Genomic DNA, 13,640 nt, shown 5'->3' on the forward strand with positions numbered 1-13,640 from the left:
GCACTCAATACAACATCCCAAACAACCACAACGGAATCCGCCTGCCATCCCCAATGACCACATCATCGACCACGGCATAGCCTTCCGGGTGATTGGCAAGCTGTTTGAGTGTTTTGCCCGCGCCCCCGATTTCAAATACCCAGCGGTCATCCACGAGAAAATCGCCCTTGTCGTGGTAATGCACCTGATGCTGATAACCCAGTTGTGAAACAAAAAAACTTTCGCGCAGCGAGCCGACATTGGGGCTGGCACACAGCGCGTAAAACAGGTTGGTGTTATCCAGCAGCAGCTTGTCCGGCTTGTTGACGGTGCGCATTCCGCTGCCGCCGCGCACGCTATGCACCAGACTGCCCGCGCTCATGCTGTCGAGATAGCGCGAAAGCGTCGGCCATGATGTTCCGACCCCCGCGCTCAGTTTGGAAATGTTCAGCTCTACCGGATCAGTGCTGCACAGCATGTACAGCAGCTTTTTCAGCTTATCCCGTTTGTCGGGGGCGATGCTGTAGAGGCTGGCAAGGTCAGAATCAATCGTCAGGTTGATCACTTCCAGCAGCTTGCTGGTGTAATTATCCAGCGATTCACGGTAGAACGGGTAAGCACCGTAACGCAGGTATTTCTTGAACTGTTCAATCGGGCGCACGGTTTGCATGACATTTGCCGCAAGGTTGGCGTGATTGGCGAGGATGTCGGGCAGGGCATAAGCCGTGAAGCTTTGCCCGGTTTCGATTTCCATGAATTCACGCAATGACAGTACCGGCAATTCATGCACCACCGCACGCCGCGACAAATCCGCCAGTTCGTGTTCCAGCCGTAACGCCGACGAGCCGGAAAAGATCACCTGCAAATCAAAGGTGTCGCGGATCGCCTTGAGGTGAACGGCAAAGCCCTTGCTCTTGTGGATTTCGTCGATCAGCAGCAGTTGCCCGCCTTCCTGGTAAAAGGTTTGCGCCAAGGCATACAGATCCACATCCACCATCGCCGGGTGGTCGCAGGCAATGTACAGGATGCGGGAGGCTTCCAAGCCGCAGCTTTGCGCGTGTTGCAGCAGCACGGTGGTCTTGCCACAACCGCGTGCGCCCTTGATGCCGATCAGTTGTTCGCCGAAGTCGATGCGAGTGTGCAGGAAACGGCGGTATTCGGGTTGCCGTCGGGCGAGGATCAAGGCGGATGTCTGACGGAGGATGGGTGAAATCATCGTCTGTGAAATCTATTTAAGTGAAAAGTAGTTTTTGTCTAAAGTGTAGTTTAGAACATTAGGTAAAAATTATCACTTATAGGTTTCTTGTCACAGTATTCAGGCTTTGCCTGTGCGATAGGCTTGAATTTCTTCACGCACCATTTGCATGACTTCTGCTTCGCTCATGTTTGCAAATTCATCGGGGGGCGGTTCTGCCAAACGCTGTTGCAGGTAATCCCGGCTGATGAGGCTTTGGATGTATTCACTCGCGTTGCTGTAATCGCCACTCACAATCCGTTGGTTGATCCACGTTTTCATGTCTTCGGGTAAAGAGATATTCAATGTTGTCATGGCTTGCCTCTCCCGTTTGTACCTCGCTAAAGTCTTGAGCTTAGGAATATTATTGTCAATACTGACCGAACTCAAGCAACAAGCCGGAATGACGGTCTGAACTGAGCTATCGCCGAGGAAAACATGACCAAGCAAACCTTCACACTGACCGATTTAAAAAAGCATCTTGCCCAGAAAAGCAAAGAACAACTCATTGCTGACATCGCCGAACTGTACAAAACCTTTTCGCCAGTTAAGGAGTTCTATCAGGCGCAACATGCGGACATCAGCGAAATAGCCAAAAAATACAAGGACATAATCATCAAGGAATTTGGTGGTACTGGGCGCGGATTTCCCAAAGCTCGGTTTTCGGTTGCCCGTAATGCCTTTAATGACTTCAAAAAGCTAACCAATGAACCCGCGCTGATTGCTGACATGATGTTGACGTATGTGGAAAGCACGTCAGGGTTCTGTTCGGAATATGGCCCAGATGGCGAGGAATATTATACCCGCCCGGAAAACATGTTTACTCAAGCCTTGCAGCTCATCCAGACACACAAGCTGCTGGAGGATTTCCGGGATCGGGCGTATAGCATCGTCAGGAATGCCACTGAAGGCTATGGGCATCGGGATTCATTGCGGGATAGCTATGATGATGTTTATGCGTGAGAGTGTCATGACAGACAGCATGAGTAACCCGCCACTAGGTAAACAAGGCTTGCTCACATGACCAAGGTTTTCATCAGTTACAGCCATGAACCAGACAATGCTCAGCATAGCCAGCAAGTTTTAGCACTTTCAGACCGCCTGAATAAAAGCGACCTTGACTGTGACATTGACCAATACATTAATGGTTCACCGGAAGAAGGCTGGCCTTTATGGATGGAACGAATGCTGGATGAAGCCTCTCATGTGCTCATCATCTGTACCGAAACCTATCTGAACAGGGTACAGCGCAAAGAAAAACCCGGAACTGGCAAAGGCGTAAAGTGGGAATCCCTGCTGACCTATCAGGACATTTACGACAACGATAGCTTGAACCGGAAATTCATCCCGGTTGTGTTTACCGCCGACAATGCAGCGTTCATTCCCAAACCACTCAAGGCGGTTTCACATTACGACCTCAGCCGTGACGACACTTATGAAAAACTGCTGCGTTTCCTGACCGGGCAACCGTTGGCAATCAAACCAAAACCGGGGCAAACACCCCATTTGCCGCCTACCAATGCAACACTAAAGGTCACTTGCGTTAATTCCGATGAACTCACTATCGTCAAAGGCCGATTTTTTGGGCGAAAAGCCGAGCTGGCTTTATTGGATGCAGTGTGGACAGAAAATGTTACTCGTATTATTCAATTCACCGCAGCAGGTGGCACGGGTAAAACCAAGTTGTTGCGTCACTGGTTGGACAACACCAGCGATATTACTTATCTCGCATGGTCGTTTTATGCACAAGGCTCAACTGAGGATAAACAGACCTCTGCCACGCCGTTTTTCTTGTATGTGCTGGAAGCTTTACAGTCGCCGCATTCCTTGAGCTATTTTGATCAACAACCGGAAGCATTGGGGCGACACATTGCGGCATTGGTTCATGCTCAACGTTGTGTGCTGGTGTTGGATGGTTTAGAGCCATTGCAACATGCCGATAAGGGCAATCGCGGCGAGTTGAAAGACCGGGCGCTAAAAGCATTGGTGAAAAGCCTTATGGGGCAGAATGATGGGTTGTGCATTATTACGACGCGGATTCCGCTCTATGAAATCAGTGACCGCGATGAGCCGCTGGTTATCCGCTATACATTGGAGAACCTGCACGTCGATGATGGGGTAGAGTTGCTGAAATCACTGAAGGTTCGCGGCAAGCCCGATGATTTGGCAACGGCAGTAAAAGCTTATGGTTGTCATGCCCTTGCACTCAATCTGTTAGGGGCATTGTTGTCCAAACGCTATCAGGGCGATGTGAATCAGCATATCCAACTGAAAGCATTAGTGAATCCGACAGGGGATAGGGAAAGCCGCCATGCGTTCAAAGTGATGCAGACTTACGCGGAGGTATTGGCAGGTACACCAGAATTGAAGCTGTTGAACTTGCTGGGATTATTCGACCACTCGATTGATTTGGCGGTATTACGGGTGCTCTGGCAGGCACAAATTCCCGACTTGACCGCAGCAATTAGTGAAGACGATTGGCTGGATGCAATTGATGCGATACGCAATGAATGGTATTTGCTTACCGATAATTCTAATAATCCTAAGCTACTCGATTGTCACCCACTGATCCGCGAATACTTCGGCAAACAACTGAAAGATAACCAGCCAGAGATATGGCAGCAGGCGCATGAACGGCTGTACGAATATTACAAAGCCCTACCGGAGAAGGAGTTGCCCGATACGCTGGAAGAAATGCAGCCGCTATTCAGTGCGGTAGTGCATGGATGCTCTGCGGATTTGCATAATACAGTGTGGCAAGAAGTGTATTGGTTACGTATTGAGCGATCATTAAAGAGTTACCTCAGTTATAGTTATGTTCATGATGAACTGGGAGCTACAGGTGATGAACTAGCTATTTTGTCATCATTTTTTCTTGGGGGATGGAACACTATATCTTCTAATCTATCAGAAGATAATGTTGGAGCTATTCTAAAAAATCCACCCTCAGAGAGGGTGGGATTGAGATAACCCCTAAAAGGGGATCAATTTGCCTTGTGCCCCCAAAGGGGGCAAGGCAGGCTGTCCCTGCAGCCGTTTAAACTTCAATCAAAACAGTTGCTGTTGTTCCATTCTGCGATCTTGGCGTTCCTGATACTTGACGTAAGCCCGGATCTTCTCGGTGTCCAAACCCACCGTGTCGACGCAATAGCTAGGTGCCCAGAAATGGTTTCCCCAATAGGGCTTACGTCGTAACTGCCGAAACCGGTTCAGTACCCGAATCGCGGTGCGACCTTTTACGGTTCCGACATACTGGGAAATCGACAATTTTGGTGGGATCAGCACCAACACATGGACATGATCTGCTTGGATATTCAGCTCCACCAGTTCACATTTCAGGTACTCGGTGAAAGCGCGAATACACTGCTCCACCTCCTGCTTGATCTCGCCCGTCAGGATTCGGTAACGATACTTCGGAGTCCAGACGATGTGGTAATGACAATGCCAAATTGTATGTGATAGTTTGCGAAAACGACTCATTGGTTTTTCCTCGGGTTGAGGCTGTGGGGACAGCTCTTTCGAGGAATACCATTGGGTCGTGCTCACGGCAAAGCCTTTGCACTCTGACCACGTTCACAGAACGTGGATTTCTACGATACGATTAAATAGAGCAGGTACTTGTTTAGTATCGCTAGGTAGATTAAGTGAAGCTAAGGATGTAATACAGTTAGCGATAACTCAATCACTAAAACAATCTTATTGGGGCGAGGTGGTAGTTAGTGCGTATGCTCTTACTGATACACTTCTCAACCTTGGACAATGTTCATCAGCCATAAAAAATGGATTTAAGTGCATCGCGTATTCTGAAAATAGTACTGAATGGTTTGTAAAAGTAGCCTCATATGTATCAATTGCTAATGTTTTACACCAGACGTCAAACAACCTAGCTGCACTTGATTATTTTGAGAAAGCAGAAAGTATTCAGTTTGAAAATCAAGGCGTAATTTATTTATACTCAATTCAAGGATTTTATTATTGCGAATTGTTATTAACGTTTGGAAACACGAGGTTAGTAAAGCAACGAGCAATGAAGACGAGTAAACTTGGTGAGGGATTCTATCATAACTTATCAAAGTCGTTGGACTTATTAAGTTTAGGAAAAGCTTGGTTACAAGAAAAGCAGTTTAAACAAGCAGCCATATGGATTCACAAATCGGTAAGCAGTTTACGACTTACGAATCAAAGTGTTTTTTTACCTTTGGGCCTCCTCGCCCGCGCCGCGCTGCACCGCCACACTCGCGACTTTGCCCGTGCCCAGCAGGATTTGCAGGAAGTGTTTGATATCGCCGACGGCAGCGGGATGCGGCTGCATTTGACGGATTATCATTTGGAGATGGCGCGTCTCCTCATTGCGGAGGAAGAAAATCCCCCTCAATCCCCCTTTTGCAAAGGGGGAAGCCAAAAGGCTGCGGGGTCTGCGGTTCCCCCCTTTGAAAAAGGGGGGCTAGGGGGGATTTCTCTTCAAGCGCACATCGAAGCCGCCGCCAAATTCATCAACGAAACCGGCTACCACCGCCGCGACAAGGAACTGCTAGAATTACAACAAGCGATTACCAAGGGATAATGCCCCATGAAACAAGCCTTCCACTACAACCTGATCCGCTTCCAACCCGACGTGGAAACTGGCGAATTCGCCAATATCGGCGTGGTCGTGTACGCCCCAGAAACCCGCGCACTCGCCTTCCGCTTGCTTGCGCCCTGGCAACACCAACGCATCACCAGCTTTTTCAGCCCATTGGATATGAAAGTGTTTCAGGGAGCATTAGCCGTGGTACAAACCGAATTGCAGCGAGTGCAAAAGCTGTTACCCAGCGTGGCAAACCCCGCCGCTTTGCATGAAGAACTCATCCGCCCCCGCGAAGACATTATCCGTTATGCCCACACGGGGGTGATTTTGGGTGATGACCCGCAAGCCAGTGCAGACGAGTTATTCAGCCGCTATGTGCAGCGAGAACAATCATTAGCAGCTTAAAGACTACAACTCAACATCACGCCCTGCCTTGATGTAAACAGACAAAATACCCGATAAACGGTATGATTCAGTCATCCCAACCGCAGCGTGAAAAATATCCATGCCCAAGGTTTTTATCAGTTACAGCCATGATTCTCCTGAACACAGTGCAAATGTATTAGCCCTTTCCAACTGGTTGAACAACAGTGGTGTTGATTGTGATATTGATCAATACATCAATGGTTCGCCGGAAGAAGGTTGGGCGCTGTGGATGGAACAGATGTTAACTGAAGCCTCTCATGTACTCATCATCTGCACCGAAACCTATTTGAACCGCGTACAACGCAAAGAAAAACCTGGGACAGGCAAGGGCGTGAAATGGGAATCCCTGCTAACGTATCAAGACATCTATGACAACGATAGCCTGAACAAGAAATTCATTCCGATCATTTTCGCTAGCACCAACATCAAATTTATCCCTAAACCGTTGAGGTCGGTTTCATCTTACGACCTGAGCAGAGCAGAGACTTACGAAAAGCTGTTACGCGTTTTGACCGAACAACCCAGAGCAGTCAAACCAACTCCTAGACAAACACCACATCTACCGCCAATTAACCTTGGTATAACGATGTCGAGTACCATCCATATCGACCGTCTCCCTACTGTTTCTGGTGCCTTCTTCGGACGCGAAGCCGAACTGCAATTGCTGGATGATGCCCTTTCCGGCAATGGAACCCGCATCATCCAGTTCATCGCTGCTGGCGGCACGGGCAAGACCAAATTGTTACGCCATTGGTTGAACCAGCACGACACTGACATCCCTAACCGTCTTGTTTGGTCGTTTTATTCGCAAGGGGCTGCCGAAGACAAGCAGGTATCCGCCAGCCCGTTTTTCCTTGATGCCTTCAAAGCCCTGAAGGCAGAGAAATCCAGTTTCAATTCGGAGGAGGAAAAGGGTGACTACCTCGCGGAACTGCTGATCAGCCACCAGTGCTTACTGGTGCTGGATGGATTAGAGCCATTGCAACATGCTGGTCGGGGAATGCGCGGTGAACTCAAAGACCGTGCCATTCGCCAACTGCTAAAAAACCTTGCCAGTAAGCACACCAGTTTGTGCATTATCACCAGCCAAATCGCGGTATTTGAACTCAGTGACCGCGATCATGTGGTGACTCATGACCTGCATAACCTGACCCAATCAGATGGCGTGGCTTTACTCAGATCGCTAAAAGTCAAAGGGCATCACCAAAGCTTGGGCAAAGCCGTCCGCGAATACGGTTGCCACGCCCTGACACTGCATTTGCTAGGCAATGCCCTGCATACCTATCTGGATGGTGACGTGCGCAAGCGTGACACCATTCTTAAGCTCATTGGTGATGATGATCACCTTGAGCGTCACGCTTTCAAAGTCATGCTGGCTTACAGCAAATGGCTGGCTGATACCCCGGAACTCAAGTTGTTACATTTGCTGGGGTTGTTCGACCACCCCATAGAAACAGACGTGTTACAGGTCTTGTGGCGGCAACAAATCCCTGACCTGACCCAGGGTATCGCCGAAACAGCCTGGAAAGTGGCGATTCGTGACTTGCGTGACAAGCATAAATTATTATTTGCCCATAACCCAAAAGCTGACTTGCTGGACTGTCACCCACTCATCCGTGAATATTTTGGTCGGCAACTACGGGAAACTTATCCCCATGCCTGGCAGCAAGCCCACGCCTCTCTTTATAACCATTACCAGGCACTCCCGGAAAAAACACAACCCGACACACTGGAACAAATGCAGCCCCTGTTTCATGCCATTGGGCATGGGTGCGCTGCTGGATTACATCAGCATGTGTTCGATAAGTTATATTGGCATCGGGTCAGCCGTGAAAAAGGGTATTACCTCAACAAAATAGGGGCAGCAGGGGATAATCTGGCAGCATTGATCCATTTCTTTGACAAACCTTGGGTAATTCCCAGCCCTAACCTCGATATGCAAACCCAAGCCCAACTATTGCGTATTGCTGGATATAACTTACGTGCATTAGGCCGTTTGGATGAATCTATCGAGCCTTTTTCCACAGCGTTGCACCTGTATGAGAACACAAAATGACGTGGGAGGGGCAGTAAAAATTGCATGGAACGGCGTCTACCCAGAAGACCCCAAGTTTACCCGACGGCTGGAAAATGTTTCCATTCTTGCCCGTGCCCTGCATCAAGCAGGGGAAACCCAGAAAGCATACGCGCATTTCATGGATGCCGAACACCTCCAACAGAGCCATGACCCGGAACATCCACGGTTACACTCTTTGTCCAACTTCCGTTTGTGTGAACTGCTACTGGAGCAGGGGAAGTTGGCGGAGGTTGCAGAGCGTACCCAATATGCTTTAGCCATTGCACAGAAAAATGCTCACCCACTTTACATTGGTCTGTCTCAACTTTTGATAGGGCGTGTCTATTTGCAGCAGGGTAATGCCCATGAAGCCAAGGCTTGGTTGGATAGTGCATTGAATGCCCTTCAGGAAGCAGGCAATCAGGATCACTTGCCACGAGGCTATCTTGCACGGGCAGTCTTTTACCGTACCATCGGTGATTTCAGGTGCGCCCGTGCGGATTTACAGGCGATGTGGGAAATTGTTGAGCTTAACGGGATGCGGCTGCATTTGACGGATTATCATTTGGAGATGGCGCGGTTGTTGGTGGCAGAGGAAGAAAATCCCCCTCAATCCCCCTTTTGCAAAGGGGGAAGCCAAGAGGATACGGGGTCTGCTGTTCCCCCCTTTGAAAAAGGGGGGCTAGGGGGGATTTCTCTTCAAGCGCACATCGAAGCCGCCGCCAAGCTGATCAACGAAACCGGCTACCACCGCCGTGATATTGAGTTGTCCGGCTTACAACAACACCTGCGTTAGGGGCAGTGTACTGCTATATTTCGCAGCTTAAACCATAAACTAACTATTGATCAGAACTATGGATTATGAATACGACGTTTTTGTGAGTTACTGTCATGATACTAGTGTTAAAGTATGGGTTCAGACTCATTTTGTCCCTATGCTTGAAAAAAAGCTTACACAAGAGCTGCCTTGTGTACCGAGAATATTTATAGATCACGAAATGCCCAACGGGGTTTACTGGAGAGATCGACTCAAACGGGCACTTATTCACTCCAAGTTGTTATTATGTATATGGAATCCTCCCTATTTTAACTCGAAGTGGTGTCAGGCGGAGTGGCAAACAATGTTACTTCGTGAAGAACACGTAGGTGTTCAGTCCCACGAGCCAGGATTTCTATATTCAGTGGTGTTCAGCGATGGGGATTTTTTCCCTGATGAAGCGGGGGCTAGGCAATGTGCAAAATTTCACAAATTTGCAATAACGGCTCGTGCATTTGTAGATACCCCCAAGTATATGGAATTTGAGGAACGTGTAGCTGATGTGGCTCGTGACATTGTACAAAGGTTACAAGGTGTTCCCGATTGGGAAGATGGCTGGACGGTAGCAGAGCCAGAAGAATTAACCTTAAAACCATTGAAACCGCTCAAGCATCGACCGAGGCTATAAAATATGCTTCCTAATAAACGCAACCCTAAAGCATTTGGAAAAGTTATCACGTTCTACTCTTACAAAGGAGGAGTTGGTCGCTCGTTCATTCTAGCAAATGTTGCTAGCCAACTAGCACTTTGGGGATTTCGGGTATTGTGTGTGGACTGGGATTTAGAAGCTCCCGGTTTGACTGATTATTTTCTCGAAGAATTAGATAGCGATATATTCCGTGATACGGATGGTATAGTTGAATTGATGTTGGAGTATCAAGATGGCGACATAACAATGCCTGATTGGAAACGCACTGTAATCGAAATTCCACTAACACATCGAACTATACAAGGTATAGAAAGCTCTTTGCATATAATTAGTGCCGGTCGAAACTCACCCAGTTCCGAATACATTGAAAATGTTCACAAACTAGATTGGGATATGCTGTATGTCCAACACAACTTTGCTTATAAGCTAGATGATTTAAAAAAGTCTTGGAAAGAAGAATACGATATTGTCTTCCTTGATAGCAGAACGGGTATCTCGGATGTAAGTGGTATTTGTACCGTGCAATTACCAGATATTCTGGCTCTCGTCCTCACACCCAATAAGCAAAGTATGGATGGTATCCTTCAAGTTGCCAAGCGGGCTGTCAAAAGTCATGCCAGCTTTCCTCTCTCAGATGAAAAACTCTTAACTATTCCGATAGTTTCAAGATTAGATCAACGAGATGAAACCACTATCGCAGAATCATGGCTTGCTCGGATTAATAAGACTCTGGCTCCTTTGTATGATTCTTGGCTTAACAAAAATATTCCGGTTCAGAGAATTCAAGAATTTACTAAAGTACCCTATATAACGCGCTGGAGCTTTGGTGAAACCTTGGCTGTTCTTCGCGAGCGAGGGAGCGACTCTGAGCAAATCAGTTATTCGTTTCAAAGTTTAGCTGCATTACTTGCCGAAGGAATTGAAAGAACTGATGAATTCACTCGCAGCAGAGATGAGTTTATTAAGCGTTTAGCAAATTATAAAGAAAATAACAATGATATTGAGGTTACGGATCCTTTAGCTCGTAGACTTTTAGAATCACGATCAGCGTCAGCTATTGCTGCTTATGCGGAAACTTTGCAAAGCTCAGAAGAAAATCTTGATGATGCAGATGCCTTATGGATTCGAGCTATTCAGCTTGAGCCAAACAATCAAGAAATACTCAAGGGTTTTGCATACTTCATAAATAGAAAGATGAAATACTTAAATGGATTGCTTAATTCAATTAGTCAGCATCAAGAACGCAAGCTCATCGAAAAGCAGATTACAGAAGCAAATACGAGGCTAAAATCAATTGAGCCTAAAATTCTGAAGATATTTTCAGATCGCTTGCCTACAGTCAAAGGCGGGTTCTTCGGACGCGAAGCCGAACTGCAATTGCTGGATGATGCCCTTTTCGGCAATGGAACCCGCATCATCCAGTTCATCGCTGCTGGCGGCACGGGTAAGACCAAGCTATTGCGTCACTGGCTGAACCAACACACTAATGACATTCCTAATCTCATAGCATGGTCATTCTATTCACATGGGGCATACGAAGATAAACAGGTATCAGCCACATCATTTTTCCTCCAAGCCTTCAAAGTCCTAAAGGCTGAGAAAATCAGCTTTAATTCAGAAGAAGAAAAGGGTAGCTATCTGGCAGAGCTATTGATTCGTCATCACTGTCTGTTGGTGCTAGACGGTCTTGAACCTTTGCAACATGCTGGTCGAGGAATGCGCGGTGAACTCAAAGAGCGTGCCATTCGTCAATTATTGAAAAGCCTTGCTAGTGAACATACCAGTTTGTGCATCATCACCAGTCAAATCGCGGTATTTGAACTCAGTGACCGCGATCATGTAGTTACTCATGACCTGCATAACCTGACGCAATTAGATGGAGTGGCTTTACTCAGATCGTTGGGGGTAAAAGGGCATTACCAAAGCTTGGGCAAAGCCGTCCGCGAATACGGTTGCCATGCACTGACGCTGCACTTGCTAGGCAATGCCCTACACACCTATCTGGATGGCGATATACGCAAGCGTGATACCTTGCCCGGACTCATTGGCAATGATGACCACACTGAGCGGCACGCCTTCAAGGTAATGCAGGCTTACAGCAAATGGCTGGCTGATACCCCGGAACTCAAGTTGTTGCATTTACTGGGGCTGTTTGACCACCCCATAGAAACAGGCGTATTACAGGTCTTGTGGCGGCAACAAATCCCTGACCTGACCTTGGGTATCGCTGAAACAGCCTGGAAAGTGGCGATTCGTGACTTGCGTGACAAGCATAAATTGTTATTTGCTCATGACCTCACGACTGACTTGCTGGACTGTCACCCACTCATCCGTGAATATTTCGGTCGGCAACTACGGGAAACTTATCCCCATGCCTGGCAGCAAGCCCATGCCTCGCTTTATAACCATTACCAGGCACTCCCGGAAAAAACACAGCCTGACACATTGGAACAAATGCAGCCCCTGTTTCATGCCATTGGGCATGGTTGCCAAGCAGGATTGCACCAACAAGTATTTGACACTATTTATTGGCATCGGGTCAGCCGTGAAAAAGGGTATTACCTCAACAAAATAGGGGCAGCAGGGGATAATCTGGCAGCATTGATCCATTTTTTTGACAAACCCTGGGTAATCCCCAGTCCTAACCTCAATAGGCAAACCCAAGCCCTGCTCTTGCGTACTGCTGGACATAACTTACGTGCATTAGGCCGTTTGGATGAATCTATCGAGCCTTTTTCCACAGCGTTGCACCTGTATGAGCAATTGGGCGACCGTAAAGAAATAGCCATTACCTCCAGCAATCTCATTGAACCCAAGCTGACATTAGGGGACGTGGGAGGGGCACTAAAAAGTGCATGGAACGGCGTCTACCCAGAAGACCCCAAGTTTATCCGACGGCTGGAAAATGTTTCCATTCTTGCCCGTGCCCTGCATCAAGCCGGGGAAACCCAGAAAGCATACGCGCATTTCATGGATGCCGAACACCTCCAACAGAGCCATGACCCGGAACATCCACGGTTACACTCTTTGTCCAACTTCCGTTTGTGTGAACTGCTACTGGAGCAGGGGAAGTTGGCGGAGGTTGAAGAGCGAGCCCAATATGCTTTAGCCATTGCACAGAAAAATGCTCACCCACTTTACATTGGTCTGTCTCAACTTTTGATAGGGCGTGTCTATTTGCAACAGGGTAATGCCCATGAAGCCAAGGCTTGGTTGGATAGTGCATTGAATGCCCTTCAAGAAGCAGGCAATCAGGATCACTTGCCACGAGGCTATCTTGCACGGGCAGTCTTTTACCGTATCATCGGTGATTTCAGGTGCGCCCGTGCGGATTTACAGGCGATGTGGGAAATTGTTGAGCTTAACGGGATGCGGCTACATTTGACGAATTATCATTTGGAGATGGCGCGGTTGTTGGTGGCGGAGGAAGAAAATCCCCCTCAATCCCCCTTTTGCAAAGGGGGAAGCCAAGAGGATACGGGGTCTGCTGTTCCCCCCTTTGAAAAAGGGGGGCTAGGGGGGATTTCTCTTCAAGCGCACATCGAAGCCGCCGCCAAGCTCATCACCACAACCGGCTACCACCGCCGTGATGCAGAACTCGCCGAGCTACAAGCATTACTCACAAACTAATATGTACTAATCTTGTAAACAGGTCACTTCAAGGAGGCGTTATGGGCGTAATCATCGTCAGATTGCCAGAAGACACCCACCAACGGGTCAAAACGCTGGCGACATCCCGCAATATCAGCATCAACAAGCTGTACGAAGAATTCACCATCATGGCGCTCACCCAGTTTGATGCTGAAAACCGCTTCAAGGCACTTGCCAGCCGGGGCAACAAACAACGCGGGCTGGAATTGCTGAAAAAACTGCAAAACCACTACGGGGATGCTGGCTGAATTTGCTTGTGCC

The 13,640-nt window shown here is 48.0% G+C and carries 12 protein-coding genes and 1 pseudogene; 10 read left to right on the forward strand and 3 right to left on the reverse strand.

The features are described from left to right. Window positions 1-4: 4 nt before the first annotated feature. Window positions 5-1,195: an ATP-binding protein gene (locus tag BLV87_RS13885; RefSeq protein ID WP_093069635.1), complete on the reverse strand. Its 1,191-nt coding sequence runs from the start codon at window positions 1,193-1,195 to the stop codon at window positions 5-7. A 99-nt stretch (window positions 1,196-1,294) separates the two neighbouring features. Then, window positions 1,295-1,528 carry a ribbon-helix-helix domain-containing protein gene (locus BLV87_RS13890; RefSeq protein ID WP_093069636.1) on the reverse strand — a complete coding sequence of 78 codons (234 nt, stop codon included), beginning with the start codon at window positions 1,526-1,528 and terminating at the stop codon, window positions 1,295-1,297. A gap of 123 nt (window positions 1,529-1,651) precedes the next feature. On the opposite strand from BLV87_RS13890, the gene BLV87_RS13895 reads away from it, so the two are divergent. Together BLV87_RS13895 and BLV87_RS13900 are read left to right on the forward strand one after the other, a co-directional pair. Then, complete coding sequence (locus BLV87_RS13895; RefSeq protein ID WP_093069638.1) at window positions 1,652-2,176, forward strand: DUF6155 family protein; 525 nt, start codon at window positions 1,652-1,654, stop codon at window positions 2,174-2,176. A 57-nt stretch (window positions 2,177-2,233) separates the two neighbouring features. Then, entirely contained in the window at window positions 2,234-4,183 is a 1,950-nt protein-coding gene (locus BLV87_RS13900; protein WP_093069639.1) for an SEFIR domain-containing protein, read from the forward strand. 78 nt (window positions 4,184-4,261) lie between these two features. Here BLV87_RS13900 and tnpA read toward each other — a convergent pair whose 3' ends face one another. Continuing rightward, complete coding sequence (tnpA, locus tag BLV87_RS13905; RefSeq protein ID WP_093069641.1) at window positions 4,262-4,693, reverse strand: IS200/IS605 family transposase; 432 nt, start codon at window positions 4,691-4,693, stop codon at window positions 4,262-4,264. A 58-nt stretch (window positions 4,694-4,751) separates the two neighbouring features. Here tnpA and BLV87_RS19110 point away from each other — a divergent pair, with 58 nt between their 5' ends. From BLV87_RS19110 to BLV87_RS13940, 8 genes and pseudogenes are all read left to right on the forward strand, one after another. Next, a complete protein-coding gene (locus BLV87_RS19110) occupies window positions 4,752-5,777 on the forward strand; it encodes a hypothetical protein (protein ID WP_139282189.1) in 1,026 nt (341 codons plus the stop codon). A 6-nt stretch (window positions 5,778-5,783) separates the two neighbouring features. After that, on the forward strand, window positions 5,784-6,185 hold the full coding sequence (locus tag BLV87_RS13915) for a DUF3037 domain-containing protein (protein WP_093069644.1): 402 nt from the start codon (window positions 5,784-5,786) through the stop codon (window positions 6,183-6,185). 100 nt (window positions 6,186-6,285) lie between these two features. Then, a complete protein-coding gene (locus BLV87_RS13920) occupies window positions 6,286-8,262 on the forward strand; it encodes an SEFIR domain-containing protein (RefSeq protein WP_093069646.1) in 1,977 nt (658 codons plus the stop codon). Beyond that, window positions 8,246-9,058 (forward strand): YfgM family protein, encoded by an 813-nt coding sequence (locus BLV87_RS13925; protein WP_139282190.1) that lies wholly within the window; start codon window positions 8,246-8,248, stop codon window positions 9,056-9,058. Before BLV87_RS13920 ends, BLV87_RS13925 begins: the two co-directional genes overlap by 17 nt. A gap of 58 nt (window positions 9,059-9,116) precedes the next feature. Further along, window positions 9,117-9,383: pseudogene (locus BLV87_RS20085) on the forward strand (TIR domain-containing protein); the annotation flags it as partial. Next, complete coding sequence (locus BLV87_RS19845; protein ID WP_245707039.1) at window positions 9,384-9,707, forward strand: hypothetical protein; 324 nt, start codon at window positions 9,384-9,386, stop codon at window positions 9,705-9,707. A gap of 3 nt (window positions 9,708-9,710) precedes the next feature. Beyond that, window positions 9,711-13,358 (forward strand): KGGVGR-motif variant AAA ATPase, encoded by a 3,648-nt coding sequence (locus tag BLV87_RS13935; protein WP_093069651.1) that lies wholly within the window; start codon window positions 9,711-9,713, stop codon window positions 13,356-13,358. A 41-nt stretch (window positions 13,359-13,399) separates the two neighbouring features. Next, complete coding sequence (locus tag BLV87_RS13940) at window positions 13,400-13,627, forward strand: toxin-antitoxin system HicB family antitoxin (protein ID WP_093069653.1); 228 nt, start codon at window positions 13,400-13,402, stop codon at window positions 13,625-13,627. Window positions 13,628-13,640: the final 13 nt, after the last annotated feature.

Source organism: Thiothrix caldifontis (genome assembly GCF_900107695.1).
GTDB lineage: Bacteria > Pseudomonadota > Gammaproteobacteria > Thiotrichales > Thiotrichaceae > Thiothrix > Thiothrix caldifontis.

Excerpts from the sequence above, each read along its gene's own strand:
- tnpA (WP_093069641.1), bottom strand. The coding sequence starts at position 4,693 with ATGAGTCGTTTTCGCAAACTATCACATACAATTTGGCATTGTCATTAC.
- BLV87_RS13890 (WP_093069636.1), bottom strand. The coding sequence starts at position 1,528 with ATGACAACATTGAATATCTCTTTACCCGAAGACATGAAAACGTGGATC.
- BLV87_RS13940 (WP_093069653.1), top strand. The coding sequence starts at position 13,400 with ATGGGCGTAATCATCGTCAGATTGCCAGAAGACACCCACCAACGGGTC.
- BLV87_RS13885 (WP_093069635.1), bottom strand. The coding sequence starts at position 1,195 with ATGATTTCACCCATCCTCCGTCAGACATCCGCCTTGATCCTCGCCCGA.
- BLV87_RS13895 (WP_093069638.1), top strand. The coding sequence starts at position 1,652 with ATGACCAAGCAAACCTTCACACTGACCGATTTAAAAAAGCATCTTGCC.
- BLV87_RS19845 (WP_245707039.1), top strand. The coding sequence starts at position 9,384 with ATGTTACTTCGTGAAGAACACGTAGGTGTTCAGTCCCACGAGCCAGGA.
- BLV87_RS13920 (WP_093069646.1), top strand. The coding sequence starts at position 6,286 with ATGCCCAAGGTTTTTATCAGTTACAGCCATGATTCTCCTGAACACAGT.
- BLV87_RS13915 (WP_093069644.1), top strand. The coding sequence starts at position 5,784 with ATGAAACAAGCCTTCCACTACAACCTGATCCGCTTCCAACCCGACGTG.
- BLV87_RS13925 (WP_139282190.1), top strand. The coding sequence starts at position 8,246 with ATGAGAACACAAAATGACGTGGGAGGGGCAGTAAAAATTGCATGGAAC.
- BLV87_RS13900 (WP_093069639.1), top strand. The coding sequence starts at position 2,234 with ATGACCAAGGTTTTCATCAGTTACAGCCATGAACCAGACAATGCTCAG.
- BLV87_RS13935 (WP_093069651.1), top strand. The coding sequence starts at position 9,711 with ATGCTTCCTAATAAACGCAACCCTAAAGCATTTGGAAAAGTTATCACG.